Genomic DNA, 25,805 nt, shown 5'->3' with positions numbered 1-25,805 from the left:
CGTCGTCGAGGGTGCCGTCACCGACAAATACTTGTAGGAGCCGGCTTGCTGGCGATGCTAACAACGCGGTATCCCGTCAAACCGAGTTGCTCCTATCGCCAGCAAGCCGGCTCCTACAGGGGCGTGTTTATTTTCACAGGCGAAGCCGGTCCACCGACTGCGACAATTTCCCCGCCAGCACCGACAGGTCATCCGTCGTCGAGGGTGCCGTCACCGACAAATATTTGTAGGAGCCGGCTTGCTGGCGATGCTAACAACGCGGTATCCCGTTAAACCGCGTTGCTCCTATCGCCAGCAAGCCGGCTCCTACAGGGTCGTGATCATTTTCACAGGCGAAACCGATCCATCGACTGCGACAGTTTCCCCGCCATCGCTGACAGCACATCCGCGCGTAACGCGTCATGCATCATGTCGGCTTCGAGGTGATTGCGCAGCGCGGTCATGCTGACCTCGTTGTCATTCACTGCGGCTGCCATTTGCGAATTTCCCAGGTAACTGACCAGGCTCATGATCACGGCCGTGAGCAGGCCGGTGCCGATCAGCAAGAGCAAGCGTAATTTTATCGACACTCTGTGGGTCTCCTGTCAGTGGGTGCGGCCATTCGCGCATGGTTTCTGAACAGGTTATCGACTGCGTCACAGCGCAATTGAAGGGCTATTTGCGTTCGTGCGGTTTTTACGACATGCGGTAATTCCCCCAGGCCATGTTCGTTTTTTCCTCAGCGCATGCTAGGTTGTACGACGACTGATGAATGATCTTTATGTTCATCACTCGATCACCCACAACAACAAGGAAATACCCATGAAAAAAGCGAAATTGCTGGTTGGATTTCTGTGCCTGTTCAGTGGCTATGTCGCGGCCGCCCCGTCCGCCGCTGAAAAAGACGTGGCCCAGGCTGTCGACCACCTGACCCAGGCCATGCTGAAAAAGAACATTTCCGAACTGAACGCTCTGACCGCCGAAAACCTGACCTACGGGCATTCCAGCGGGAAAATCCAGAACAAGCAGGAATACATCGCCGACATCGAAACCGGTCGAAGCGCTTTCAAGACCCTCGAAATGCAAAACCAGACCATCACCCTCTCCGGTGACGTGGCGTTGGTTCGCAACCATTTCTCGGCACAGGCGCTGAAAGGCACTGAAGTGATTCCGACTGAAATCGAGAACTTCCAGATCTGGCAGAAACAGAAAGGCCACTGGCTGCTGGTCGGGCGTCAGGCGTTCAAGTTCTGATTTGGGTTGTGTAGGAGCGAGCCCGCTCGCGATGGCCCCATAAGCGCCGCGTTGATTCAGGCAAACTGCGTCATCGTTGACGTTCATCGCGAGCGGGCTCGCTCCTGCAATGACCGTTGATCTGCGCGCGGGGCGTCGGCCCGATAAAAACATATTTTTATGCTTAAATTGATATTGTCGAACAATCCCACTTCCCGAGGGTGCCGTCATGAATATCAAGATCCTGGCTTTAATGCTGTTGGCGTTCTGTGCTCAACCGGTCTGGAGTCAGACGCCGCCCGCCTCAACGGCTGCGCCAGATAGCGTTGCATTGACCACACGCCTGGCCTTGCGCGACCTGTGGGTCGAACATGTGTTCTGGATCAGAAACTACGCCATCGCCAATCAGGCTGCCGACAAGCAGCAAGCCAAAGTCGCCGCCGATCAAGTGGTCGACAATGCGACCAAAATCGCCAATAGCATCGCCCCGCTCTACGGTCAGCCCGCTGCCGATCAGTTGCTCAAATTGCTGGCCGGCCACTGGGGCGCGGTCAAGCATTACAGCGATGCGACGGTCGCCAAAGACAGCAAAGGCAAGCAAGCCGCAGTCGCGGACCTGACCAGCAATGCCAAGGCGATTGCCGCGTTCCTGGCCAAAGCCAACCCCAACTTGCCTGAAGACACGCTGGTTGCCATGCTCGGTGCTCACGGGGGCCATCATGTCGCGCAGATCGATGAACTCGCCGCACACGATTACGCGGGCGAAGCGCGGACCTGGCACATGATGCGCGGCCATATCCTGGCGTTGGCCGATGCGCTGACGGCAGCACTGGTCAAGCAGTTCCCGGACAAGTTCTGACGTCGGGCGAGGACACACCATGCTGGAAGGACTGGGCCGGACACAGCAAGACCTGCTCAATGCGCTGCTGCACCATGCGAGCGGCATGAGCATTGACGAGTTGGCCGAACAACTGGCCGTCACGCGCACTGCGATTCGCCAGCATCTGGCGGCGCTTGAGCGTGACGGCCTGGTGTTGCGGGGCGAAACCCGGCCGACGGGCCGGCGTCCAGAGCAACTGTACCGGCTCACCGACCATGCCAAGGAGCAGTTTCCTCGCCAGTATCAAATGCTGGCGAGTGTGCTGATCGATGAAGTGGCCGGCATCATCGGTCCCGAAGCGCTGGCCACGCTGATGCGCAGCATGGGTCGAAAACTGGCGCTGGATCGTGAATCGCAGGTGGTCGACGAAGCCAGGATCGTGCAACACATGAACCAGGCGGGATACCAGTCGGAGGTGTTCTTTCGCTCCAGCGGTGACCCGGAAATCGTCGCGCACAACTGCGTTTTTCACCGACTCGCAGAGGCCCATCCGGTGGTCTGTGAACTGGACCTGGCCTTGATCGGCACGCTGGGCGGCGCAGAAGTCGATCACACGGAATGCATGGTGCGCGGCGGTAACGTCTGCCGGTTCAAGCTTCGACCAAACACAGAAACGGCCGCCGAGCCCGATAAAGTGCGGCCTTCTGAGCAAACAGATCCGGTTGATGATTGAGCCGTCTTCGACATCGCCCGGATCGCAAGACGCGTACACCTCGCCGCCCCCCCTATTCAGGTCGAGGCAGCGTTGGCCGAATGGCATCCGGCGAAGTCAGAGATTGCAGTGGCGATCCTCTCAAAGGTAGTATTGAGAACGATTCACACTAACATCTGGAAAGCCAACCGGTGCAAGTTCCTCCGACCAGCAAGCTGGGCTTCTTTTTCAGCGACCATCATCGCTGGCTGCTGCAGCATATCCAGCGGCGCCTGCGCAATCACGCGGACGCTGAGGACACCGCCGCCGATACGTTTTGCCAGATGCTAGTGGCCCGGGTAGACCCCGACAGCATCGAACAACCTCGCGCGTACCTGTCGACCATTGCCCGACGACTGATCTTTGACCGTCATCGCCGGCGCAAGCTGGAACTGGCCTACCTCGAACGCCTGTCCACGCTGCCCGAGGCGTTCGCCCCCTCCCCTGAAGAACAGTTGCAACTGATCGAAGCCCTGGTCGCGATCGACCGGGCGCTCGACGGCTTGCCACTGGTCGTCAAAGCCACGTTCCTCTACAGCCAGCTGGACGGTCTGAGCTACGTGGCGATTGCCCACAAAATGGGGCTTTCGGAACGCACGGTCAGCCGCTACATGAAACAGGCATTGCGTCAGTGCTACCTGAGCGAGCTGGCGCCATGAGCACGCCGCGCCTTGACCCGGTCAGCGAGCAGGCCATCGACTGGATGGTAAGCCTTCGTGCCGGCAAACCCGATGCCGCACTGCAAGAACGGTTCAACGCATGGCTGGCGATGGACCCCGCACACGCCCGGGCCTGGGCCACCTTGCAGGAACGCCTTGGCGGTTCCTTCAACACGATTCGTGCCTTGGATCGGCGCCTGCCTGGTCAAGCCAACGAAGCGCGGCAACTGCTGTTGCAGCCCCACGGTTCACGCCGCGATGCGCTCCGCGTGATCGCGGGCCTGGGCCTGCTGGGCGGCGGCGCGTGGCTCGGCATTCGCAGCCCGCTGGGTGACTCGCTGCTGGCGGATCTGCACACCGGCCGTGGCCAGCGTCAGGATTTCACGCTGGCCGACGGCAGCCGCCTGAGTCTGAATGCGAACAGCGCGGTGGACCTGCGCTTCGATGACAAGCAAAGGCTGGTGATTCTGCGCCACGGCGAACTGGTGATTCAGGTGGCGGCCGACCCCCTGCGTCCGCTGCGGGTGCGCACCGCTCAAGGTGAAATACGTGCGCTGGGCACCCGTTTCCTGGTGGCTCAGGAACAAGATGCGACTCGCGTTGTGGTGCTGCAACACTCCATCGAAGCCCGTCTGTTCGACGGCACGACGCTTGACCTGCAGGAAGGTCAATCGGCCTTGCTGTATGCAGGGAACATTGCACCGGTGGCCGGCGATCAGCGTCATCGCGCCGATTGGCTCAGCGGGCGATTGAACGTGCTGGACGATCCCCTGGAACAGGTCGTCGATGCGCTGCGCCCGTACAGCCGGGGTTTTGTCCGCGTGGCTCCCGAGGTTCGCAGCTTGCGCGTCCAGGGCGTATTCCCGTTGAACGATCCGGATCGGGTGTTCACGGCACTGGCGGAAACCCTGCCGATTCGCGTGGATCGCTACAGCCCATGGTTGACGCTGATACGTGCAAAAGAGTCGCGCTGATAAAATTTTTTGAAAATAACTCTCATTCGTGTCCGGTTTTCATTTCTCGTCCCACCTATCTCCTGACACTTCCACATTTTCAGGAGAACGCTGTGTTCAACCCGTGGCCCCATGCCCTTTCCGCCGCTGTCGCCCTGGCAACCCTGGCGAGCCCTGCCCTGTCGCAGGCGCAAGACCTGATGTTCAACCTGCCGGCCGGCCCACTCGCCAGCACGCTGAATGCCATCGCCAGCCAGAGCGGTCATATCGTTTCATTGGAGCCTTCGCTGGTGCAGGGCAAACAAGCCCCGGCAGTGGTCGGCCAGATGCCTGCGGAACAGGCGATGCAAAAGGCGTTGTCGGGCAGCGGCCTGCAATTGCGAGTGACCGGGCAAGGTAACTTCAGCGTCGAGCCAGCCCCGGACAACAGCGCGGCGTTGCAGTTGGGCGTGACCAACATCGTCGAACGCAGCACCGACGCCACCACCGAAGGCTCAGGCTCCTACGCTGCGCGGGCGGTGACCATCGGCAAGGGCACCCACACCCTCAAGGAAATCCCGCAGTCGGTCACGGTGATGACCCGCAAACAAATGGACGATCAGGACATCGTCGATCTCAAGGACGCGGCCAACAAGACCACCGGCCTGGTCGGCGCCCAAGGCGTCGGCAGAGGCCTGATCCTGAGCTCGCGTGGTTTCCAGATCGATGACTGGCAGTACGACGGCGTGCCGATTCCGCGCAACTATTACTCGCTGGGCAACTGGGCCACGCAGGACCTGATTTTCTTCGATCGCATGGAAGTGCTACGTGGCGCGTCCGGCCTGCTGCAAGGCACCGGCAGCCCTGGCGGCGCGGTCAACCTGGTACGCAAACGCGGCCAGGCCGCACCGATAGTGACCCTCACCGGCAAGGCCGGCTCATGGGACCACTACGGTCTGCAACTGGACGCCGGCGGGCCGCTGAACCAGGCCGGCACCGTGCGCGGGCGCTTCATTGCCGACCAGGACGACAGCCACTCGTTCGTCGATTCCGAATGGTACAAGACCACCTCGCTGTACGGCGCGCTGGACTTCGACCTGCGTGAAGACACCACCCTGGGCCTGGCAGTCAGCCAGTCCGACGGCGAATCGCGCTCGAACGTGCGCGGCTTCCCCCGCTACGCCGACGGTAAGCCCATCGACCTGCCGCGCAGCACGTACACCGGGGCGAAGTGGAACCATTCGGACATCGATGTCACCACGCTCTACACCGACCTGGAACACCGTTTCAACGACGATTGGGCCTTCAAGGTCGGCGCCGTGCGCATGACTGAAACCAATAAAGCGAAAAACCAACGGGTGCAATCCAGTGGCAACGGCATCAATGCCGATGGCAGCGGCGTGCAGTACGCTGACTTCGTGACGGACATGGACTCCACCAAAGTTGCTCTGGACATGAACCTCAACGGCAAATTCGAAGCCTTGTCCATGCAGCAGGAAATCATGGTGGGCGGCAACTATTCCAAATACACCTCGGATGACAAATTCGCTCGAACCTTCAATAACAGTACCGACACCATCTTCGACATTGATCACAACCGTCCCGAAATCAGCTACGACGGTTTGCTCAATAGCCCCGGTGGCCGTGGGACACCGAGCAAATATGACATCCGCCAAAAAGGCCTCTACGGCAGCTGGCGGGTCAAGCCGATTGATCCGCTGACCCTGGTGCTCGGCTCACGGGTCAGTTGGTACGACTACAGCTATCAAGCGTGGCGCCAGGACGCGACCAGCATTACCGCCGATCCTGAAAGCACCAGCAACGAAAACGGTGAAGTCACCCCCTTCGCCGGTATCGTCTATGACTTGAGCCGCGAATGGGCGGTCTATGCCAGCTACACCGACGTGTTCACGCCGCAAACCGAACGCAGTACAAGCGGCTCGGTAATCAAACCGATCATCGGTACGAACTACGAATTGGGTCTCAAGGGCGAGTTGATGGAGGGCCGGGTCAATACGTCCCTGGCGTTGTTCCGTTACGACCAGGAAAACCGCGCCACGCTCGATATGGACGGTGGGCAAAACTGCGACGGTTGGTACTGCTCGAAGGCATCCGGCAAAGTGCGCAGCCAGGGTCTCGACGCCGAAATCAGCGGCGAAGTGCTGGACGGTCTGCAACTGTTTGCCGGTTATACCTACAACACCACCAAGTACCTCAAGGACCCGGACAACGAAGGCAAAGTCTTCAGCTGGTGGACGCCGAAACACATGCTGCGCGTCTGGGGCAACTACCAGTTGGGTGGCGACTGGAGCCGTGTGAGTACCGGCCTGGGCTTCACGACCCAAAGCCATACGCTGGGTTACGACCACGTCGTCAACGTACCGGGTTACACCGTCTGGAATGCCCGTGTCGGCTACCAGCTCTCCTCGGAGATCGAGCTGGCGATGAACGCCAACAACCTGTTCGACAAGACTTACTACACGGCGGCCTACAACCAGATCAATGGCAACAACAACTACGGTGAACCACGCAACGTGATGTTCAGCGTGAAATACACGCCGGAGTTCTAACACCGCCGATCGATCATCAACGCCCTCCTTCCGGCTGCTGTCGCAGGGAGGGCCGTTTCAGGGTCATTCAATTTCCAAAGGTATCGCAAACGTTCTTTTATTATTCTGCATCGCGACAAACGTCTTGAACTGCTTGATGTTTCCGAAGAAAAACAACTCTCTGGTTAATTGTTCGTACTCACTCATGTCACGCACATTCAACACCAGCAAAAAGTCAAAATCCCCCGTCACATAATAAACCTGCTGAACTTGCGGACAACTCACAAAGCGCCGCTTGATCTCATCCAGCAAATCAAGTCTTTCATTCTCTAGTTTAACTTCGACGATAACGGTAATCGGTCGGCCGACCGCTGCCGGGTCGACAATACTCACGTTATACCTGATCACTCCCGCCGCTTCGAGGGCGGCGATTCTTCTATTGACTGCCGAGGGAGACAGGTTCACGCCCTCAGCCAGTTCCCGCTGGGAAATCCGGTTGTTTTCCTGAAGGAAGTTGAGAATTTTGCGGTCATAGGCATCTAGCTGCATAGGGGAACTCCTTCACCTGGGGCCCAGCCATTACAGCAGAAAAGGCACCTGGACGCTCATTCGTTGCGCACAAACCCTTGTTCCAACGCACCAAGCCTGACCATCGCGCAACAAAATGCTGAAAACGCAACGATGGTGCGTTTGACGCCGCGATTTTCGAGCAATCGTGCGCCCCCTGAGCATTAGCATCGTTTTATCCCACCTGCTTGTCAGGCAAGGGCTGCGCTCCACCCGCCGAAAACAATAAAAACGGAGAATGCATGACTAACGCCATCTCACCCCCAATCGCAGCTTTTAGTTTGGTACTGCCCCACCACTTAACCGATGGGAGTTTCACGATGAACAGTGCTCAAGAAAGTCGAGTTGACCGCCGCATCATGTCAAAGGCCGGTCGTTTTCTTATCGTTGGCGCAGCCAGTATTATCTTCAGCCTCGGTATTACCGGCGCAGCGAGTGCAGCCAGCCTGGCAGAGATAAACACCCGCGGCACACTTAACGTTGCAACCGAAGACAGTTATTACCCTTTCGAATTTATAAAGGACGGCGAGTCCGAAGGTTTCCATAAGGACGTTATCGCGGAGCTGCGCAAGTACGCTCAATTCAAAGTGAATCAGGACATCATGCCCTGGACCGGCCTGCTGGCGGGTATCACCTCAGGGAAGTACGACGCCGCCATCACCGGCGCCGGTGTTACGGAGGAACGCCTGGGCGCCTTTGACTTCGTGGCACCGGTCGCCCCTGAGGTCTCGCATTACATCAAGCGCGCAAACGATGACCGCATCAAAAGCGTCTCGGACCTTTCCGGGTTGATCGTCGGCGTGCAGGCCGGTGGTGCGCAACTGGCCCGATTGACGCAGCTGGATGCAAAGCTCAAAGCCTCCGGCGGTTCCATTGGCAAGATCGTGCAGTACCAATCCTATCCGGAGGCGTATGCCGACCTGGCGAATCACCGGCTCGACTACGTTGTGAACTCGATCGTGCCCGCCAACATGCTGGTGAAGGAACGTCCACAGGTGTTCGCCGTTGGCGAGGCCACTTCAAGCATGGGCTACATCGCCTGGCCAGTGGCCAAGGGCAACAAGGAGCTCCTCGATTACCTGAGTGGTTTTGTGAACCACTTGCGTGACACCGGCAAGCTCGCCGAACTACAGAAAAAATGGCTCGGACAATCGTTCGATGACCTGCCCCGCGAACCGATTACTTCTGCGCCACAGTTCACTCAACTGACCGCGAAATAACCTGAGAGCCTCCATCGTTGGCGCAAGAAGTGTCAGCGATGGTCAGGTCAGTGGATCGTTCTTTTGACCCGGCAGGTAGCCGACGGCCAAAAGACTTGTTCGAAGGATGTTTTCAATGCAAAGCAGTGACTGGATCACGCTTGTGTACGCGGCCTGGACGACCATTTGGGTGTCCGGCATTTCTATCGTGCTCGGCATCATTCTGGGGCTGGTTGTTGCCATGTTGCGGGCGGCAAAAATCCCGGTCTTGAGCCAGGCCCTCGCTGTCTATGTCAGTTTGATCAGAGCGACACCGATGGTCACGCTGGTGCTGTTTCTGTTTGTGATTGCGCCCTCCATCGGCTGGGAAGTTGACGCCCGGGTGGTGGCCATTGCGGCCATGACCCTCAACACCACGGCGTTCAACGCCGAGATCTGGCGCAGCGCCCTGACCAGTTTCTCGCGCGAACAACTGGAAGCGGCAAAAGCCGCCGGCATGACCACGGGGCTGACACTTCGCCGAATCATGCTCCCGCAGATGTTGACCACCAGCCTCCCCGGGCTTGTGAACGAAATGTCCCTGTTGGTCAAAAGCAGTCCCGCGATCGCCATGATCGGCATTGTGGATCTGACGCGCGTGACGAATCGGATCGCTGCCGTCACTTACGATCCGCTTCCTCCCATCCTCGCGGCGGGCCTGCTTTACATCGTGATCATCGGTGGACTTGTCCGCTTCCAGAGAATTGCAGACTCGCGCGCCAAGCGCCTGACCATGTAGGGGCTCCCATGAACGGAATTGAAATGCTGTGGGACAACCTCGACGTGTTCGCGGCCGGGCTGCAGAACACACTCATACTCTTTGGCGTGTCGTCTGCCTGCTCATTTATGTTGGCCTGCGTTATCGCTTTCCTGCTGGAAGGACAGGACAACCTGTTTCGACGGCTTGTTCGCTGGGCGCTGGACCTGATGCGAATGCTGCCCTTCCTGATCTTCCTGTACCTCCTTTACTACGGGCTTCCCAACCTGGGTATCAGCCTGGATGTATGGTCGGCGGGTTTCATTGCCCTGATTACGTATCACGGTGCCTATTTCGCCGAGATCCTGCGGGCGGCGAGAACCGCGCTGCCCGCAGGCCAGGCGGAAGCGGCCTATGCCCACGGCTTCGTCAACTCAAACATGTACTGGAGGATTCTCCTCCCGCAAATGGTGATGCGTTCCGGGCCGCTCTTTGGCAACCAATTGGTCTGCCTGCTGAAGGACACCGCCTTCCTGTCGATCATCACATTGATGGATCTGACGGCTGCGGCCTCTGCTGTACAAGCCAAATATTTTGTTCCGTTGCCGCCCTTCATATTCGTGATCGCACTGTATTGGTCCATCACCCTGTTGGTTGAGGCATTACTTCGTCGCCTGGGTCGCCGAGCGCAGAAAAGAGGATTGGTCCATGAATAAGTCCGCCCCGGTCGTTGAAATCCGCGACCTGCATAAACACTTCGCCGGCATTGAGGTGCTTCGCGGCATCAACCTCAAGGTCGAGCGAGGACAGACTGTCAGCATTCTGGGCTCTTCCGGCTCAGGCAAATCCACCATGTTGCGTTGCATCAACTGGCTGGAAGTGCCTGATACCGGTGAAATCTACATCGGCGGTGATCGCATGGGCGTTAAAAGTGGCGGTGGCAAAGCCATGTCCAATCGCGAACTGGCGGCGATGCGCGCAAGAACCGCCATGGTGTTCCAGAGCTTCAATCTCTGGCCCCATCTGACGGTGCTTCAGAATGTCACCGAGGCGCCCATCCACGTCATGGGTGTCAGTCGCAAAGAGGCCAATGATCAGGCGGTTGCGCTGCTGGAGAAAGTCGGCCTGTCACACAAACACGATGCTTATCCCTGGTCGCTGTCAGGAGGCCAACGGCAACGGGTTGCCATTGCGCGAGCCTTGGCGATGAACCCGCAAGTCATCTTGTTCGATGAGCCAACGTCTGCGCTCGATCCAGAACTGGTCGGGGAAGTCCTGGCGGTGATGCGCTCACTGGCCGAGGACGGTTTCACGATGGTCATCGTGACCCATGAAATGGAATTTGCCCGCGCCGTCTCCAACGAGGTCGTGTTCATTGAAAAAGGACAGATCATTGAAAGAGCGGCACCGGAAAAATTCTTTACCAACTCAGACAGTGAACGCGTTCGGCAGTTTTTAGGGCGCTACAGAACGACCACGGCATGACTGCCCCTGGAACTCGCCAAAACGCGCACGCCTTTTCTCCAGCGTTACAAGGAACCGCTATGTTTTTCGCTAACCCACGCGCCTCTCGCAGCACCTACCCAAAACACCTTCAGGACATCATGAGTGTCGACGCAGCCCATGAGTCACGAGACTGGCTATCGAGTTGGGAACGCCTGAACCAAAAGGCGACACCGCTGTGGGAACTTCCGGGCATGGCTGAAGAACTCGGCGTGGCCAGGTTCTGGGTCAAGGACGAATCGACACGTTCACCCCTGGGCAGCTTCAAGGCACTCGGCGCACCGATCGCGTTGATCAGGCTGATTCTGCGGCTGATGCCCCATGAATCTTTTGATCCCAAAGGGCTCATCACCGGCCAATATCGGCAGCGTCTGCATGATTTCACGGTCATCAGTGCCACTGACGGCAATCACGGGCGAGCCCTGGCGGCTGCGGCTCAAAGCGTCGGCTGCCAATGCGTCATCGTTTTGCATGCCAACGTGAGTACGGAGCGCGAGGCGGCCATTGCCGCGTATGGCGCCCGCATCATCCGGGTTGAAGGTAACTACGACGAGTCGGTGGAACATACCGCCGCCGTGGCAGAGCAAAACGGTTGGCCGGTGGTGTCGGACACCTCGTATGAGGGCTACGAGATCGTCCCTCGCGATGTGATGCAAGGCTACGGCACCATCGCCGCCGAGTTGATCGAGCAAACCACGGGCCAAGCCCAAGCGGACTGCCCTTTCACCCACGTGTTCCTGCAAGGGGGGGTGGGAGGAATGGCAGCGGGCATCAGCAGTTACCTCTGGGAAATTTACCAGGAACAGCGTCCCGTCTTCGTCATGGTCGAACCCCGGCAAGCGGATTGCCTGTACCAAAGTGCGATTCAGGGCTTGCCCGCCAAAGCAACAGGCTCGGTTGACTCGGTTATGGCTGGCCTGGCCTGCGGCGAAACCTCTCCCCTCGCCTGGCGATTCCTCGAACCGTGCGTAGATTTCTTTATGACCATCAGCGACGACGACGCCGTGTCTGCCATGCAGCAGCTGGCTCACGGCAGTCCAACCGACATTCCTGTGGTGGCCGGTGAGTCGGCGGTGGCCGGTCTGGCAGCGCTTCAAATCCTTCTACGCGATCCGGCAACGGCCAGAACAGTCGGCATCGACCGAGACTCCCGAGTGCTCATCATCAGTACCGAGGGTGCGACGGCCCCGTCGGTCTACGAGCGTCTGGTGGGTGAATCCGCGCAAGCGGTCACTGCCCGTCAGCACCAATGGCAGCTACAAAAAAATGTGTGATCAACAGAACGCAGGAGCCTATGCAGTGATCGACGACCACGAGTTTCACGCGCAGCTGGTCAGCTGGCGTCACCACCTCCATCAACATCCAGAAGTCGGTTTCGAAGAAATCCACACGTCCGACTACGTGGCTGATGCGCTCGCGTCGATGGGCCTTGAGGTGCATCGGGGCATTGGCGGCACCGGCCTGGTCGCCAGTTTGAAGGTCGGAGACAGTCCGGCGGTGGTGGGGCTTCGGGCCGACATGGATGCACTGCACATTCACGAAGATGCTCCGGGGCGGCATCACGCCTCGGTAACCGCAGGGAAAATGCATGCCTGCGGTCATGACGGCCACATGTCCATGATCCTCGGCGCCGCCAGGCTACTGACCACAACTCGTGATTTCAACGGGACGGTACGCTTCATTTTCCAACCCGCCGAAGAACACGGCTGTGGCGCCAAAGCGATGATTGCTGATGGCCTGTTCGATCGTTTCCCGGTGGATGCGATCTACGGCGCTCACAACATGCCGGGGCTGCCTGTCGGCACAATCGCGACGCGCTCTGGAGGGATCATGGCCAGTGAGGATAACTTCGTTATCCGGATCAAGGGCCAGGGCACGCACGCGGCACGACCGCACATGGGGGTTGACCCGATCGTCATCGCTTCCGAGGTGGTGCTGGCGCTGCAAACGGTGATTTCCCGCAACCTCGACCCGAGCGTTCCGGCCGTGATTTCCTGCACAGAGTTCATCACCGATGGCATCCGCAATGCAATTCCAACCCACGTCGTCATCAAGGGCGACACGCGCAGCTACGCGCCCGAAGTCCAGGCCATGCTGGAAAGGCGCATGCGAGAAATCTGCGAAGGCATTTGCAGGCTCCACGGCGCATCGTGCGAGTTCGAATACACCCATGAATTCGCGCCCACCGTGAACTGGGAAAAGTGCACCCCCATCGCTGTCGCGGCGGCGACCCGAATTGTTGGCCCGGACCGGGTGAATGCGGACATCCAGCCGATGATGATTTCAGAGGATTTCGGCGCGTTCCTGCAGGTCGTACCCGGCAATTTCGTGTTTATCGGCAACGGTGACACAGCGGATGAAGGGGGGACTCCGCTTCACAATGCCAGGTATGACTTCAACGACAATGTGCTGGCCACGGGGGCGCACTATTTCGCCGAAGTTGCCCGTACAGCACTCGCTGCGGGATAACCCGCCACAGAGCAGCACGACAACGTGCTGCTTTTTCTGTCGGGTGGCTACGCGCTTCGACTGCCCTTGAACGCCTCACGCCGCGCTTGCCTCTCTGCGCGGTACGCCGCGCTCTGCTCACTGATCAGTTCTTCACGGCGCAACAGCTCACCGCAATGGGCGCACAGCGGCCCTAACCCGGCGGGCTCGCCACAGGTTTTGTGGGTGTACACCACCGCCAACCCTTCTTCCGGCGACTTGCACCAGGTTTCCCCCCAGGCGCGCAGTGCCAACACCACCGAGTAGAAGGCCTGCCCTTTCGCGGTGAGGTGGTACTCGTAGCGCGGTGGCCGTTCGTTGTAGAGGCGGCGTTCTACCAGGCCGTCGGCTTCCAGGTTTTTCAGGCGTGTAGCGACCATTTGCGGGGTGCCGCCGGTCTGCGCCTGGATCTCGTCATATCGATGACTTCCCATGAACAACTCACGCAGGACCAGCACGGTCCAGCGGTCGCCCACGACTGTTTCGGCCCGCGCAATCGGGCATAGAGTGTCGGGAGCAGCAATGTTGGTCGACATACGGGCTTGCCTCTTTCGCTGTAACTATGATTATCATATCAACAAGATGCCCAGGCAAGTCCCCGGCACCGATCACTCAACTTTTGTGGAGAACATCGTCATGTCGAACGCCCTTTATCCGCTCAACAGGACCGCCTATCTGCTGGTCGATCCGTACAACGATTTCCTCTCGGAAGGCGGCAAGGTTTTCCCCTTGATCAAGCCGATCGCCGAGCAAGTCGGCCTGCTCGACAACCTGCGCACGCTCGACCGCACGGTTCGCGCCCTCGACATTCCGGTCGTCATCGTACCGCACCATCGCTGGGAACACGGTGACTACGAAGGCTGGGACCATCCAACGCCGACCCAGTGCAAGATCATGCACATGCACCACTTTGCTCGCGGGGAATGGGGCGGCGAATGGCATCCGGATTTTGCGCCGAAGGACGGTGACATCGTCGTGCAGGAGCATTGGGGGTCGAGCGGTTTCGCCAACACCGACCTGGATTTTCGCCTCAAGCAAAAAGGCGTCACCCACGTGATCATCGTCGGTCTGCTGGCCAACACCTGCATCGAAGCGACCGCCCGCTATGCATCGGAAATGGGTTACCACGTCACCCTGGTGCGCGATGCGACCGCCGCCTTCCGCCCGGAAATGATGCACGCCGCCCACGAGTTGAACGGCCCCACGTTTGCCCATTCGATTGTGACCACGGACGAACTCGTCGCCGCCCTCGCAGGGCAGGAATAACCGATGATGAAACTGACAGGAAACCTGATCATCGGGACCCACGATGTCGCGGCCACCGAAGGAACGATGAAAGCGCTCAACCCCGCGACCAACACGCTGATCGAACCGGATTTTGCCCTCGGCGGCGTCGCGCAAGTCCACCAGGCAGCAACGCTCGCCGACGAAGCGTTCGACAGTTACAGCCATACGTCGCTCGCACGGCGCGCGGCGTTTCTCGAGAGCATTGCCGACAATCTCGAGGCCACCCGCAAGGAGCTGGCGGCACGGGCCGCGCTCGAAACGGGTCTGCCGGAAGCTCAGCTTGAGGGCGAAGCGAGCAGAGCCGCCGTCCAGTTCCGTCAGTTCGCGGAGGTCGTGCGCAAAGGCCGCTTCCTGCAACTGGCCATCGATCCGGCACAACCTGATCGTCAGCCTCGCCCGCGCATGGACCATCGCCTGCAGAAAATCGCCATCGGCCCGGTGGCCATTTTCGGTGCGAGCAACTTTCCGATTGCCTATTCCGTGGCCGGTGGCGACACCGCTTCGGCATTGGCCGCCGGCGCGACCGTCATCCTCAAAGCACACAACGCCCATCCGGGTGCTTCGGAAATCCAGGCGCGGGCCATCCAAAAGGCCGTGCAGGAGCACGGGTTGCATGAGGGGGTTTTCTCGATGGTACGCGGCAGCGGCAACACCATCGGCGAAGCGCTGGTCGATCATCCTTTGATTAAAGCCGTGACGTTTACCGGTTCGGAGCAAGGCGGCATGGCGCTGTATCGGCGTGCGCAGCTGCGGCCCGATCCCATCCCGGTGTTTACCGAAATGACCAGCATCAACCCCACGTTCATCCTGCCCGCAGCCCTGGCCGAGCGCGGCGCGCAGATCGGCGATGGCTTTATCGAGCGCATGCTGGTCAATGTCGGGCAAGCCTGCCTCAGGCCCGCGCTGCTGATCGCGATCAAAGGCGCCGGCCTTGAAGCGCTGCGCGCCGCCATGGTGCAGCGCGTCAGCGAGGCCGCAGCCCGCACGATGCTGACGCCGGGGATCCATGCGTCTTACCTGAACGGTCTGACCGCGATGGAAAACGCCGGTGCGCAGCGCATCGCCGAAGGCACGGCCGCCAGCGCCGACGTTGACGGCCAATCGGCGTTGCTGGAGGTCACCGGCCAACGTTTCCTCGAGGAAGCCGCCCTGTCGCAGGAAGTCTTCGGACCATCGGCGCTGCTGGTGACCGTCGAGGACGAGGCAGAACTGCTCGCCATTGCCCGCTCGCTCAAAGGCCAACTCAGCGCCGCCCTGCACCTCGAAACACCTGACTTGCCACTGGCCCGGCGCTTGTTGCCGGTGCTGGAGCGCAGAACCGGGCGCATCGTCGTCAACGCCTTCGCCCATCCGCAAGAGGTGACGCACGCCACTGTTCACGGCGGACCGTTTCCGGCGACCTCGGACAGTCGCTTCACCTCGGTGGGCATGACGTCGATCGAACGCTTCCTGCGGCCGGTGGCTTACCAGGGTTTTCCGGACGCGCTGTTGCCTGAGGTATTGCGTGATTTCAACCCGTTGGGGCTGCCTCGCCTCGTCGACGGGCAATAGTTGTCAGCCAGACCGGAGATCAAGGATCAACCTGAGCCATGAGTTCAGGGATGGTTTCCTTGCGATTGGCATAGCGCTGCGCCAACACGGCGCAGACCATCAGTTGAATCTGGTGGAACAGCATCAACGGCAGGATCAACACACCCATGGTGCTGCCGGCGAACAGGACCTGGGCCATCGGCACGCCGGTGGCCAGGCTCTTCTTCGAACCACAGAACAGGATGGTGATGCGGTCTTCCTGATTGAAGCCGAACGCCTTGCCCAGCACGGTGGACGCCAGCAAGACCAACGCCAGCAAAATGCAGCAAGCGACCACCAGTCCGGCCAGTTCCCAGAGCGGTATCTGATGCCAGATCCCTTCGATCACCGCCTCGCTGAACGCGCCGTAAACCACCAACAGGATTGAGCCCTGATCGACGAATTTCAGCCAGCTCTTGTTGCGCGCAACCCAGGCGCCGATCCAGCGTCGAGCGATCTGCCCGGCAATGAACGGCAGCAGCAGTTGCACGCTGATCTTCAGAATTGCATCGAGCGTCGAGCCGCCTTCGCCGTGCACATTCAGCAGTAAGGTCACCAGCAACGGCGTGAGGAAAATCCCGAACAGGCTGGAGGCCGCCGCACTGCAAATCGCCGCTGGGATATTTCCACGCGCCAGGGACGTGAACGCAATCGCTGACTGCACCGTAGCGGGCAACGCACAAAGGTAAAGCATGCCCATGTACAGGTCGGCGCCGATCATCGGCGACAGCAAGGGTTTGAGCGCCAGCCCAAGCAAGGGAAACAGGACAAACGTCAGGCTGAACACCAGCAAATGCAGGCGCCAGTGGCCAGCCCCGGCGATGATCGATTCACGCGACAGTTTGGCGCCGTGCAGGAAAAACAGCAGGGCAATGGCGATGTTGGTCAGCCAGCCAAAACCGACCGCGACCTGACCACTTGCGGGCAGCAGGCTGGCAAGAATCACCACGCCGATCAGGGTCAGGGTGAAGTTGTCGGGTAAAAAGCGGGGGCGGGTCATCGGTATTATCCGGTGGTGGCGAGGGGCGTGGGTCGACTCTAACGCGCCTGCCGATTACCGACTAACGCTAACAAGCCAGTAGATATCGCCTAACGGACATAACGTTGATGCGAATGTATTCATCAGCAAAAACACCGGGGGTCGGCAACTTCATGCGGACGCGGTACTCGACCATGACACAAATCAACTGTAGGAGCCGGCTTCCTGGCGAAGGCGTCCGTCCAGTCAATAAATAGTTGACTGACCCACCGCTATCGTCGGAACGCCGCCCGCAGCAAGCCGGCTCCTACAGGGGAACAAGTACACCCGAAGAAGCCGGTTGGCTGTTAGTCAATCATCCTCATGCAACTTGATGCCCCTGGCATGCAGCAAATGCGGCACCACCAGCACCAGTAACGTCAACGCCAGAAACGCGGCGGAAATCGGCTGTGTCAGAAACACCGTCCAGTCGCCCTCGCTGATCGACAACGCGTTACGCAGTTGTTTCTCCGCCATCGGTCCCAGCAGCATGCCCACGATCACCGGCGCGACGGGGAAGTCGAACCGCCGCATCAACACCCCGCCCCACCCGATTGCCAGCATCAGCAACAGGTCGAAAGATGAGTGACGCATGCCATACACGCCGATGGTGGCGAACACCAGGATCCCGGCATTCAGATAAGGCCGGGGGATTTGCAGCAGTTTGACCCAGAGGCCCACCAACGGCAGGTTCAGCACCAGCAGGATGACGTTGCCGATATACAGCGAAGCCACCAGGGTCCAGACCAGTGCACCCGAGGTTTCAAACAGCAGCGGCCCCGGTTGCAGGTTGTAGTTCTGGAACGCCGCCAACAGGATGGCTGCCGTGGCGGAAGTCGGGATACCAAGCGTCAGCAACGGCACCAACGAACCGGTGGCGCTTGCGTTGTTCGCCGCTTCAGGGCCGGCGACGCCCTCGATGGCGCCCTCGCCTTTGTTGGCGGCAAATTCTTTCGGATACTTGCTGAGTTTGCGTTCGGTCGAATAGGACAGGAACGTCGGGATCTCCGCACCACCGGCCGGAATCGAACCGAAGGGAAAACCGATCAGCGTCCCTCGCAGCCACGCGGGAACCGAGCGCTTCCAGTCGGCGCGCGTCATCCACAACGAGGACATGCGGTGTCGACCGGAAGCCTCTTCTTTCTGATACAGCAGGCTGTACAACGCCTCGCCCACCGCAAACAACCCGACCGCCACCAGCACGACTTCGATGCCATCGACCAGCTCCGGGACGCCTAGGGTGTAACGAGCGATACCCGAAGTCGAGTCCAGCCCGATCAAACCGATGGTCAAGCCAATCCCCAGGGATGCAAAGCCACGCAACATCGACGCCCCGAGCACCGCAGACACCGTCGTGAACGACAGCACCAGAATCGCGAAATACTCCGCAGGCCCGAACTTCAGTGCCAGTTTCGCCACAATGGGCGCAAACAAGGTCAGCAGAACCGTGGCGACAGTGCCCGCCACAAAGGACCCGATGGCCGCCGTGGCCAAGGCCGGCCCCGCTCGGCCATTGCGGGCCATGAGGTTGCCTTCCAGGGCCGTGACCATGGAAGACGATTCCCCTGGGGTATTGAGCAAAATAGAGGTTGTGGAACCGCCGAACTGAGCGCCGTAGTAGATGCCGGCGAACATGATCAGCGCGCCGGTGGGATCGACCTTCGCGGTAATGGGCAGCAACAGCGCCACGGTCAGCGCCGGCCCGATGCCCGGCAAAACGCCGATGGCGGTGCCGAGCAGGCAACCAATGAACCCCCACATCAGATTGATCGGCGTCAGGGCCGAGGAAAACCCCATTGCCAGGCTTGCGAGAATATCCACCCTGTTGATCTCCTGCTGCCTGAATCAGATCCAGGCGTTGACAAGCGGCGGAAGGGAAACCCCCAGCCCGGCATTGAACAGCCAGTAAATCGGGAGCGTCAGGGCAATGCCGATGGCGAGATCGCGCAGCGGATGACGACTGCCGAACCCCCGCGCCGAACAGGCAAACAACAGCGCGGCCGACAGGACAAAGCCAATGAGATTGATAAGCACGGCAACGCCTAGCAGCCCCCCCGTCACCCAGGCCACCCCCGCTTTGCCGCCAGGCACCACTTTGGCGGATTCGTCATCGTGATCGGCCAGTTCGCGAAAACCGCCGGTGACCGCTTGAAAGCACAGAACCACCCCCACGCCCGCGAGGAATACCGCCACGGCGTAGGGATAGACGTACGCCCCCAGGATGACGAACCCCATCTCCTCGGGAAACAGAAAGGCGCCGTAGCCCAGCATGGCGCTGATGGCGAGCACACCGACGCCAATCGCCAGTTGCACCGGCACGATTGCACGCGATTGACTCATGGCTTGACCAGCCCCACTTCCACCAGCATTGCCCGCAGCCGCACGTGCTCCGCATCGACGAATTTGCCGAACTCGTCACCGGTGAGGATGTTGGGCGACCATTTGTTGGTTTCGATGTTGTCTTTCCAGACTTTGCTGTTGGCGGCCGCCACCACGGCGTCGGTGACTTCCTTGCGTTGCTCCGGCGTGAGGCCCGCGGCACCGTAAACACCACGCCAGTTGCCGATGATCACGTCATACCCGCTTTCTTTAAGCGTCGGGGCATCGATGCCTGCAACGCGCTCCGGTGCGCCGATGGCGAGTACACGGAACTGATCGCTCCTGATGTATTGGCCAAGTTCGGCATAACCGCCGGTGATGACTTTGATCTGCCCGCCCAACGCCTGGGCAACCACTTCACCCCCGCCAGCGAAGGCGACGTAATTGACCTTGTTGACCGGGACGCCCATTTTCGCGGCCAGTTCAGCAATGCCGATGTGATCGATTGAGCCCTTGGAGCCCCCGCCCCAGGCAATGCTGGTCGGTTTTTCCTTGAAGGCTTTCAGCAAGTCGTCCAGGGTTTTGAATTCGGATTCCTTGCGCACCGCAATTACGTTGTACTCAGTGAACAACCGGGCAATCGGCGTCACATCCTTCAAGGTAATCTGCGGGTTGTTCTGCTCAATGCCAGCAACCATGATCGCGCCCATCACAAGCAGCGCATCCGGATCGCCCTTGGTGCTGTTGGCAAACTGCGCCAGCCCCAGCGTGCCCCCCGCGCCGCCCTTGTTTTCGAAGGTGACGGATTTGGCCACGTTGGCTTCAATCAAGGCTTTGCCCAGCACGCGAGCGGTCTGGTCATAACCGCCCCCCACCGAACCTGGGGCCATGAACTTGACGGTTTCCAGCGCAAAGGCAGGCGTTGTGAGCACAGCGGCAGTGACGACAACCGCGAGGCAAAGGGTGGATCGACGTAACGATGCGAACATGCGTTTTCTCCCGGGACTTTTGTTTTTATGGGGCGCCGGCTGAACGTCGGTCCGGGCATAAATCCGGATCGTTGAACAGCCATCTCGGGATAAGCGTAGGCCATGGTTGGAATGGCGGCATACAACAGTGAATCAGTTCATTTCAGGAAGACGCCTGCATGGACGCGCGGCGCGTTGCACGGACTCAAAACGGTGGCCGTCGCGGTGGGAACAGTGGCAGGGTTGCGGGATGGCTTTTGAGCGCCATTGACCGGAATTGACCCGCTGACACTGCCCCTTCCCTGACTCGCACAGTCAAGGAAAGGGCAATCACCCTCAGGTATTGGTTTTCAACTTGGTCCACAGACGCGTGCTCAACCGCGCAATCGCCGCCGGCAGTTCCTCGACAGTGAACAGCTTGTCCAGCACGCTCTTCGGCGGGTAGATCGCCAGGTCCTGCTTCACGGCCGGGGTCACATATTGATCCGCAGCGAGGTTGGGGTTGGCGTAGTGGATGCTGTTGCTGATGTTGGCAATGACTTGCGGTGTCAGCAGATAGTTCATGTAGGCGTAGCCGTTTTTCTCGTGCGGCGCGCTTTTGGGCATGACCACCATGTCGAACCACAGGGTCGAGCCTTCATCAGGAATCGAGTAAGCGATGTCGATGCCGTTGTTCGCTTCCTTGGCGCTGGCGGCCGCTTGAACGATGTCGCCGTTGAAGCCGATCACCGCGCAGACATTGCCGTTCGCCAGGTCACTGATGTACTTGGACGCATGGAAGTACTGCACGTACGGCCTGATTTTCAGCAGCGCCTGCTCGGCTTTCTTGTAGTCCGCCGGTTCGTGGCTATGGGGCGGCAGGCCCAGGTAATTGAGGGTGATTGGCAGGATTTGCGTCGGGTTATCGATGATCGCCACGCCGCACTGGCTGAGTTTCTTGATGTTTTCTTCTTCAAAAAACAGCTTCCAGGAATGGGTGACATCGGTGTTGCCGAAGATCGCCTTGATCTTCTCGACGTTGTAACCGATCCCCGCCGTGCCCCACATGTACGGGTAGCCGTACTGGTTGCCCGGGTCGTTCACTTCGAGTTTTTTCATCAACGCCGGGTCAAGGTTTTTCCAGTTCGGCAGTTGGCTCCGGTCGAGTTTTTGAATGGCCCCGGCCTTGATCAGGCGCGACAGAAAATGGTTCGACGGGCTGACCACGTCGTAGCCGGTGTTGCCGGTCATCAACTTCGATTCCAGCACTTCGTTGCTGTCGTGGATGTCGTAAGTCGCCTTGATCCCGGTTGCCTGGGTGAAGCTGGTCAGGGTGTCGTCGGCGATGTAGCCGTTCCAGTTGGAAATATTGACGACTTCATCGGCGTAAGTGGCGGCCGACAACGTGGTCAGTACAACCATCAGGGGAAGTGTGTTCGCGCGCATGTTCAATCACCTTATTGATGAGCTTTTGTTGTTTTTTGATCGCCGGGGTTTCTAGATTTCTGTTCTGGCCCTGATCGCCTCCACGCGCATGCGAAGCATGGCACCGATATCGAGCAAGGGCTTTGGCGGCAGCCAGCCCGGTTGCGCCCTGCGCATGACCGATTCGAGGATCGGCGAGCAGGTGCCCGAGGCCATTTCGGCGAGCAATCGCCCCCACAGCGTGCCGCGCGCAACGCCCGAACCATTGCAGCCGGCCACCGCATACACGCCCTCTTCGACCTTGCCGAAAAAGGGTTGCCCGGTGCGCGAGGCGCTCAAATGTCCGGTCCAGGTGTACTGGATGTCTTGCTCGCCCAAAAACGGAAAGCGCCGTTGCAAGCCGAGCACATGGTGTTTGCGCCGATGCAGCAGTTCACTGTCGGTCAGGTCACGGGAGCGGTACTCCGCAGTGTTGCGGATCATCACGCGACGGTCCGGGGTCAGGCGCACCGTGGCGCCGAGCGGCCGGGTGGAGAGCACGCCCCACGGTTCGACGGCGCCGATGGACTGGAACTCTTCATCGCTGAGCGGCCGGGTAAGGCTGGCGCTGAGTTCCATCGGGAAGGTTCCGCTGTCCTCTATGCCCGACCGGGGAATGAACGCGTTCAGGCACACCAGGACTTGCGTCGCCTCGATGCTGCCAGCGATGCCATTGGCGCGAATTCGCCCTTTGCCCAGACGCTCCAGGCCAGTGATGTCGGTGTTCTCGAACACGGTCACGTTGTCCGGCAGTGCATCCAGCAAGCCCTTCACGTATTTCGCCGGTTGCAGCAGCGCGTTGCCCTGACCGCACCAGATCGCGGCCTGGTAGTGCCGGGTGCCGAGTTTTTCGCTCAGTTGCTCACCTTGCAGAAATTCAGCAGAGGCGCCGACAGCGCGTAGCGTCGCCAGTTTGCCTTCGACATCAGTCAACTTGCCTGGGTCGCTGACCGCGAAGAAGTAACCGCAATCCCTGAAGTCGCATTCGATACCGTGACGGGCGATGCGTTGGCGCACTTCGTCGCTGGCAACCCGTGAAATCGCGGTGTCCACTTCATAACCGGCGAACCCGTGGTTGCCGATCAACTCGTCCCTGGTCGGGTGCTCGTGGCCTACGACAAAGCCTGAGTTGCGCGCCGAAGCGCCTTGCGCCGCACGCTGCCGGTCGACGATCACGATCCGCGCCTGAGGGTGCAATTGCGCGAGCGAGTGCGCGGCACTCAGCCCGGTGATACCGGCACCGATAATCAGCCAGTCGGCTTTTACCGTGCCATTGAGAGGACCGCGAGCGGCTGAACTTCCCGCCTGCGCAATCCAGCCACATTCATTGGTCATGCCTCACCTCATTGACTGTCATTCTGCGAGCGCATGCTGTAATCGCATGGACGTTTCCGGAAAACGCTCGCCAGAGCTAGAATCTATAAGGCCCGTAGTGATACAACCAACGTTATAAAATCATCGAGCTATTCATAAAACGCATGGATAAAATTCGCCACGTTCCTTCGCTCCAGGCCTTGCAGGCGCTGGTGGAAGTCTCCGACTCGGGCAGCTTCACCCAAGCGGCCGCCAAGCTGTGCCTGACCCAAAGTGCGGTGAGCCGAAAGATTCAACTGTTGGAAAGCCACTTCGGCGTGCCGATGTTTGCGAGGAACAGCCGCCATGTGCGACTGACGCCGGAAGGCGAACAGGTGTTGGCAACCGCACGAAATATCCTGGCGCAACTGAAAACCCTGGAGGACCGCCTCTCGCCACAGGAACGCCCCTTCCGCATCCGCATGCATGTGTCGCTGGCGGTTCGTTGGTTGCTGCCGAAGTTGAGCGAGTTTTATCGAAGTCATCCGCAGGTTTCGCTGTCGATCGAGACCGTGGCGACAGAAGTGGTGGAGCCGGCCATCGACAGTGATGCGTACATTCTCTATCTGCCCGAGCCGTCTGATGATCCCGGTAGCCTGACCTTGTTCAAGGAAGCGTTGGTGCCGGTGTGCGCGCCCGGGCTGGGCACCTCGACGCGGCCATTGGCAGCGGTGGAAGACCTGGTGAGTTTCCCGCTGTTGCATCGCTCGGCGGACCGCAATGATTGGGCTCAGTGGTTGTCGGCCAATGGCGGTAAATCGCTGGATGATTACCGGCACATCCCTTTCAACCTCGATGAACTGGCGCTGGACGCGGCGGCGAGAGGATTGGGTGTGGCGATGACGGATATGACGCTGGCAGGAGAGTCGATAGAGCGAGGGGTGCTGGTTATCCCGTTCGGCCGGCCGTTGGCAACACGCGGTATTTACGCGTTGAATCTGCAACCTTCAGCCGTTGCTCATCCGGCTTGCGCGATGGTTCTGCAATGGTTTGCGCAGCAGGCGGACAGGCAAGACCTTCAGCGTTAGGTGCTCCCACCGGCCCCATCGCCAGCAAGCCGGCTCCTACAGGTTCGCGGCGTTTGTACCGAATCCTTGCCGGCGATGACGGCCGCAAGATCACCGCAAAACCCAATGGCCGTGCATTACAAACTTGTCATCGACTTGTCAGCGTAGCCAGCACCCTCGCTTCCTAAAGTGGCGTCGTCAGTCACCCACACCGGGTGACGCCTCCCACTGATGATGACAAGGGTCGATACCATGAAACCATTGAACAAACTCTGCCTGATCGCCGCCAGCCTGCTGATGCTCGGCACCGGCTCCGCCATGGCCGGCGACATCGCGCCGGTCAAGGCCGACAACGTCGTGCTGGTACACGGTTCCTGGGCCGATGGCTCGAGTTGGGCAGACGTGATTTCGCGATTGCAGGCCGCCGGATTGCACGTCACCGCCGTTCAAAACCCGTTGACCTCGGTCGCCGATGACGTCGCCGCCACGCAGCGTGTACTCAACCAACAGGACGGCCCGACGGTGTTGGTCGGCCACTCCTACGCCGGCACCGTGGTCAGTGAGGCCGGAGTCAATCCAAAGGTCAGCTCGCTGGTATACGTCGCGGCCCGCGCCCCGGACGCCGGGGAAGATTTCGTCGCCCTGTCAGCCAAATACCCGACCATGCCCGTGCGTGCCGGCACCGAAGAACACGACGGTTTCGTCAGCCTGAAACAGGATGCCTTCCTCAAATATTTCGCCAGCGACGTGCCCCACGACAAGGCGATGCAACTGTTCGCCGTGCAGCAACCGATTGCCAAAACCCTGTTCACTGATCGCACCACCGCAGCCGCCTGGCACAGCAAACCGTCGTGGTACGCGGTCTCCAGCCTCGACCAGACCATCAACCCGGACCTCGAACGCTTCCTCGCCAAACGCATGGGCGCGACCACCATCGAGCTGCCGTCGAGCCATTTGTCGCTGGTTTCCCACTCCAAAGAAATCGCCAACCTGATCCTCGAAGCCTCCGGCCGCCAGCCATAACGCCAGGCCCGGTTTCATTACAACTTTGTCATTGAACTGTTGGTCGGCTGTCCGGATCGCCTGGTTAACCTGAACTCACTGTCAGGCCATTCCCGGCAGCCAACCTGAATAGAGAGACACCTCATGAAAATGTTAATCCTCGGTTTCGCCGCCCTCCTCGCCACCGGCTCGGCGTTTGCCGATACGCAGACCACTGCGCCGGTGATCCACGACAAGACCGGTTTCTTCGTGCACATGGACGTCGCCAAAGTCCTCGCCAGTACCGACATCTCGCAGCAATGCGGCGTGATCCCGGCGCGACTCGACTACCTCGACCACCAGGGTCGCGAGCACGTCCTCGATTACCAGGTCAACGGTACGGGCTGCACCAACGATCATTGATCCGGCTACACTGGCGCCAATT

Annotated in this window: 25 protein-coding genes and 1 pseudogene; 17 read left to right on the top strand and 9 right to left on the bottom strand. The window is 59.7% G+C overall.

Going from position 1 to position 25,805, the window contains the following annotated elements; translation table 11 throughout:
• Positions 1 to 347 precede the first annotated feature (347 nt).
• Positions 348 to 569: pseudogene (locus IB245_RS25750) on the bottom strand (hypothetical protein); the annotation flags it as partial.
• 232 nt (positions 570 to 801) lie between these two features.
• Between IB245_RS25750 and IB245_RS25745 the strand changes: the two are divergent.
• From IB245_RS25745 to IB245_RS25720, 6 genes are all read left to right on the top strand, one after another.
• Complete coding sequence (locus IB245_RS25745; RefSeq protein ID WP_008032405.1) at positions 802 to 1,233, top strand: nuclear transport factor 2 family protein; 432 nt, start codon at positions 802 to 804, stop codon at positions 1,231 to 1,233.
• 208 nt (positions 1,234 to 1,441) lie between these two features.
• Positions 1,442 to 2,071, top strand: a complete 630-nt coding sequence (locus IB245_RS25740; protein ID WP_192229082.1) for a hypothetical protein — start codon at positions 1,442 to 1,444, stop codon at positions 2,069 to 2,071.
• A gap of 19 nt (positions 2,072 to 2,090) precedes the next feature.
• Positions 2,091 to 2,765: a helix-turn-helix transcriptional regulator gene (locus IB245_RS25735; RefSeq protein WP_192229081.1), complete on the top strand. Its 675-nt coding sequence runs from the start codon at positions 2,091 to 2,093 to the stop codon at positions 2,763 to 2,765.
• Positions 2,766 to 2,935: 170 nt separating this feature from the next.
• Entirely contained in the window at positions 2,936 to 3,442 is a 507-nt protein-coding gene (locus tag IB245_RS25730; protein ID WP_192229080.1) for a sigma-70 family RNA polymerase sigma factor, read from the top strand.
• Positions 3,439 to 4,416, top strand: coding sequence for a FecR domain-containing protein (locus tag IB245_RS25725; protein WP_192229079.1), 978 nt, complete (start codon positions 3,439 to 3,441; stop codon positions 4,414 to 4,416). The genes IB245_RS25730 and IB245_RS25725 overlap by 4 nt, the downstream gene beginning before the upstream one ends.
• 92 nt (positions 4,417 to 4,508) lie before the next feature.
• Positions 4,509 to 6,944, top strand: coding sequence for a TonB-dependent siderophore receptor (locus tag IB245_RS25720; protein ID WP_192229078.1), 2,436 nt, complete (start codon positions 4,509 to 4,511; stop codon positions 6,942 to 6,944).
• A gap of 63 nt (positions 6,945 to 7,007) precedes the next feature.
• Here the strand turns inward: IB245_RS25720 and IB245_RS25715 are convergent, their stop codons facing one another.
• Positions 7,008 to 7,472, bottom strand: a complete 465-nt coding sequence (locus tag IB245_RS25715; protein WP_008032416.1) for an Lrp/AsnC family transcriptional regulator — start codon at positions 7,470 to 7,472, stop codon at positions 7,008 to 7,010.
• Between the two features lie 260 nt (positions 7,473 to 7,732).
• Here IB245_RS25715 and IB245_RS25710 point away from each other — a divergent pair, with 260 nt between their 5' ends.
• From IB245_RS25710 to IB245_RS25685, 6 genes are all read left to right on the top strand, one after another.
• Complete coding sequence (locus tag IB245_RS25710; protein ID WP_225609993.1) at positions 7,733 to 8,710, top strand: transporter substrate-binding domain-containing protein; 978 nt, start codon at positions 7,733 to 7,735, stop codon at positions 8,708 to 8,710.
• A gap of 115 nt (positions 8,711 to 8,825) precedes the next feature.
• Positions 8,826 to 9,467 (top strand): amino acid ABC transporter permease, encoded by a 642-nt coding sequence (locus IB245_RS25705; protein WP_192229077.1) that lies wholly within the window; start codon positions 8,826 to 8,828, stop codon positions 9,465 to 9,467.
• A gap of 8 nt (positions 9,468 to 9,475) precedes the next feature.
• A complete protein-coding gene (locus IB245_RS25700; RefSeq protein ID WP_192229076.1) occupies positions 9,476 to 10,141 on the top strand; it encodes an amino acid ABC transporter permease in 666 nt (221 codons plus the stop codon).
• Positions 10,134 to 10,910: an amino acid ABC transporter ATP-binding protein gene (locus tag IB245_RS25695; protein ID WP_008032422.1), complete on the top strand. Its 777-nt coding sequence runs from the start codon at positions 10,134 to 10,136 to the stop codon at positions 10,908 to 10,910. The genes IB245_RS25700 and IB245_RS25695 overlap by 8 nt, the downstream gene beginning before the upstream one ends.
• A gap of 59 nt (positions 10,911 to 10,969) precedes the next feature.
• Positions 10,970 to 12,202, top strand: a complete 1,233-nt coding sequence (locus tag IB245_RS25690) for a diaminopropionate ammonia-lyase (protein ID WP_192229075.1) — start codon at positions 10,970 to 10,972, stop codon at positions 12,200 to 12,202.
• A gap of 25 nt (positions 12,203 to 12,227) precedes the next feature.
• Complete coding sequence (locus tag IB245_RS25685) at positions 12,228 to 13,397, top strand: M20 aminoacylase family protein (RefSeq protein WP_318652987.1); 1,170 nt, start codon at positions 12,228 to 12,230, stop codon at positions 13,395 to 13,397.
• Between the two features lie 47 nt (positions 13,398 to 13,444).
• Here the strand turns inward: IB245_RS25685 and IB245_RS25680 are convergent, their stop codons facing one another.
• Positions 13,445 to 13,951 (bottom strand): winged helix-turn-helix transcriptional regulator, encoded by a 507-nt coding sequence (locus tag IB245_RS25680; RefSeq protein ID WP_008042728.1) that lies wholly within the window; start codon positions 13,949 to 13,951, stop codon positions 13,445 to 13,447.
• Between the two features lie 100 nt (positions 13,952 to 14,051).
• Here IB245_RS25680 and IB245_RS25675 point away from each other — a divergent pair, with 100 nt between their 5' ends.
• Both IB245_RS25675 and IB245_RS25670 read left to right on the top strand, forming a co-directional pair.
• A complete protein-coding gene (locus tag IB245_RS25675) occupies positions 14,052 to 14,681 on the top strand; it encodes an isochorismatase family cysteine hydrolase (RefSeq protein ID WP_192229074.1) in 630 nt (209 codons plus the stop codon).
• Positions 14,682 to 14,687: 6 nt separating this feature from the next.
• Positions 14,688 to 16,253 (top strand): aldehyde dehydrogenase (NADP(+)), encoded by a 1,566-nt coding sequence (locus IB245_RS25670; protein ID WP_192229092.1) that lies wholly within the window; start codon positions 14,688 to 14,690, stop codon positions 16,251 to 16,253.
• Positions 16,254 to 16,272: 19 nt separating this feature from the next.
• On the opposite strand, the gene IB245_RS25665 is transcribed toward IB245_RS25670, so the two are convergent.
• The 6 genes from IB245_RS25665 to IB245_RS25640 form a co-directional block, all read right to left on the bottom strand.
• A complete protein-coding gene (locus IB245_RS25665) occupies positions 16,273 to 17,271 on the bottom strand; it encodes a bile acid:sodium symporter family protein (RefSeq protein ID WP_008032437.1) in 999 nt (332 codons plus the stop codon).
• A 330-nt stretch (positions 17,272 to 17,601) separates the two neighbouring features.
• The gene (locus tag IB245_RS25660; RefSeq protein ID WP_008032438.1) at positions 17,602 to 19,110 is read right to left on the bottom strand and encodes a tripartite tricarboxylate transporter permease; all 1,509 of its coding nucleotides are present in this window, start codon (positions 19,108 to 19,110) and stop codon (positions 17,602 to 17,604) included.
• A gap of 24 nt (positions 19,111 to 19,134) precedes the next feature.
• Positions 19,135 to 19,629 (bottom strand): tripartite tricarboxylate transporter TctB family protein, encoded by a 495-nt coding sequence (locus tag IB245_RS25655; protein WP_008032439.1) that lies wholly within the window; start codon positions 19,627 to 19,629, stop codon positions 19,135 to 19,137.
• On the bottom strand, positions 19,626 to 20,597 hold the full coding sequence (locus IB245_RS25650; RefSeq protein ID WP_008032440.1) for a Bug family tripartite tricarboxylate transporter substrate binding protein: 972 nt from the start codon (positions 20,595 to 20,597) through the stop codon (positions 19,626 to 19,628). Before IB245_RS25650 ends, IB245_RS25655 begins: the two co-directional genes overlap by 4 nt.
• Before the next feature lie 315 nt (positions 20,598 to 20,912).
• Positions 20,913 to 22,001 (bottom strand): polyamine ABC transporter substrate-binding protein, encoded by a 1,089-nt coding sequence (locus IB245_RS25645; RefSeq protein ID WP_192229073.1) that lies wholly within the window; start codon positions 21,999 to 22,001, stop codon positions 20,913 to 20,915.
• Between the two features lie 51 nt (positions 22,002 to 22,052).
• Positions 22,053 to 23,354 carry an NAD(P)/FAD-dependent oxidoreductase gene (locus IB245_RS25640; protein ID WP_192229072.1) on the bottom strand — a complete coding sequence of 434 codons (1,302 nt, stop codon included), beginning with the start codon at positions 23,352 to 23,354 and terminating at the stop codon, positions 22,053 to 22,055.
• 143 nt (positions 23,355 to 23,497) lie between these two features.
• Between IB245_RS25640 and IB245_RS25635 the strand changes: the two genes are divergently transcribed.
• The 3 genes from IB245_RS25635 to IB245_RS25625 all read left to right on the top strand — a co-directional run bounded on the left by IB245_RS25635 (position 23,498) and on the right by IB245_RS25625 (position 25,783).
• Positions 23,498 to 24,400, top strand: a complete 903-nt coding sequence (locus IB245_RS25635; RefSeq protein ID WP_192229071.1) for a LysR family transcriptional regulator — start codon at positions 23,498 to 23,500, stop codon at positions 24,398 to 24,400.
• A 231-nt stretch (positions 24,401 to 24,631) separates the two neighbouring features.
• Entirely contained in the window at positions 24,632 to 25,402 is a 771-nt protein-coding gene (locus IB245_RS25630) for an alpha/beta hydrolase (RefSeq protein WP_192229070.1), read from the top strand.
• 123 nt (positions 25,403 to 25,525) lie between these two features.
• Positions 25,526 to 25,783, top strand: a complete 258-nt coding sequence (locus IB245_RS25625) for a DUF2790 domain-containing protein (protein ID WP_008032450.1) — start codon at positions 25,526 to 25,528, stop codon at positions 25,781 to 25,783.
• The last annotated feature ends 22 nt before the right edge of the window (positions 25,784 to 25,805 follow it).

The sequence above is a fragment of the Pseudomonas sp. PDM02 genome (assembly GCF_014852285.1).
GTDB classification, from domain to species: domain Bacteria; phylum Pseudomonadota; class Gammaproteobacteria; order Pseudomonadales; family Pseudomonadaceae; genus Aquipseudomonas; species Aquipseudomonas migulae.
The sequence above is the reverse complement of the archived record's forward strand: the minus strand, read 5'-3'. Positions and strand labels throughout refer to the sequence as shown.

Coding starts and splice junctions, on each gene's coding strand:
- IB245_RS25735 (WP_192229081.1), top strand. CDS start 2,091: ATGCTGGAAGGACTGGGCCGGACACAGCAAGACCTGCTCAATGCGCTG.
- IB245_RS25680 (WP_008042728.1), bottom strand. CDS start 13,951: ATGTCGACCAACATTGCTGCTCCCGACACTCTATGCCCGATTGCGCGG.
- IB245_RS25625 (WP_008032450.1), top strand. CDS start 25,526: ATGAAAATGTTAATCCTCGGTTTCGCCGCCCTCCTCGCCACCGGCTCG.
- IB245_RS25715 (WP_008032416.1), bottom strand. CDS start 7,472: ATGCAGCTAGATGCCTATGACCGCAAAATTCTCAACTTCCTTCAGGAA.
- IB245_RS25725 (WP_192229079.1), top strand. CDS start 3,439: ATGAGCACGCCGCGCCTTGACCCGGTCAGCGAGCAGGCCATCGACTGG.
- IB245_RS25670 (WP_192229092.1), top strand. CDS start 14,688: ATGAAACTGACAGGAAACCTGATCATCGGGACCCACGATGTCGCGGCC.
- IB245_RS25745 (WP_008032405.1), top strand. CDS start 802: ATGAAAAAAGCGAAATTGCTGGTTGGATTTCTGTGCCTGTTCAGTGGC.
- IB245_RS25650 (WP_008032440.1), bottom strand. CDS start 20,597: ATGTTCGCATCGTTACGTCGATCCACCCTTTGCCTCGCGGTTGTCGTC.
- IB245_RS25695 (WP_008032422.1), top strand. CDS start 10,134: ATGAATAAGTCCGCCCCGGTCGTTGAAATCCGCGACCTGCATAAACAC.
- IB245_RS25690 (WP_192229075.1), top strand. CDS start 10,970: ATGTTTTTCGCTAACCCACGCGCCTCTCGCAGCACCTACCCAAAACAC.
- IB245_RS25710 (WP_225609993.1), top strand. CDS start 7,733: ATGACTAACGCCATCTCACCCCCAATCGCAGCTTTTAGTTTGGTACTG.
- IB245_RS25705 (WP_192229077.1), top strand. CDS start 8,826: ATGCAAAGCAGTGACTGGATCACGCTTGTGTACGCGGCCTGGACGACC.
- IB245_RS25640 (WP_192229072.1), bottom strand. CDS start 23,354: ATGACCAATGAATGTGGCTGGATTGCGCAGGCGGGAAGTTCAGCCGCT.
- IB245_RS25630 (WP_192229070.1), top strand. CDS start 24,632: ATGAAACCATTGAACAAACTCTGCCTGATCGCCGCCAGCCTGCTGATG.
- IB245_RS25645 (WP_192229073.1), bottom strand. CDS start 22,001: ATGCGCGCGAACACACTTCCCCTGATGGTTGTACTGACCACGTTGTCG.
- IB245_RS25655 (WP_008032439.1), bottom strand. CDS start 19,629: ATGAGTCAATCGCGTGCAATCGTGCCGGTGCAACTGGCGATTGGCGTC.
- IB245_RS25675 (WP_192229074.1), top strand. CDS start 14,052: ATGTCGAACGCCCTTTATCCGCTCAACAGGACCGCCTATCTGCTGGTC.
- IB245_RS25665 (WP_008032437.1), bottom strand. CDS start 17,271: ATGACCCGCCCCCGCTTTTTACCCGACAACTTCACCCTGACCCTGATC.
- IB245_RS25700 (WP_192229076.1), top strand. CDS start 9,476: ATGAACGGAATTGAAATGCTGTGGGACAACCTCGACGTGTTCGCGGCC.
- IB245_RS25740 (WP_192229082.1), top strand. CDS start 1,442: ATGAATATCAAGATCCTGGCTTTAATGCTGTTGGCGTTCTGTGCTCAA.
- IB245_RS25635 (WP_192229071.1), top strand. CDS start 23,498: ATGGATAAAATTCGCCACGTTCCTTCGCTCCAGGCCTTGCAGGCGCTG.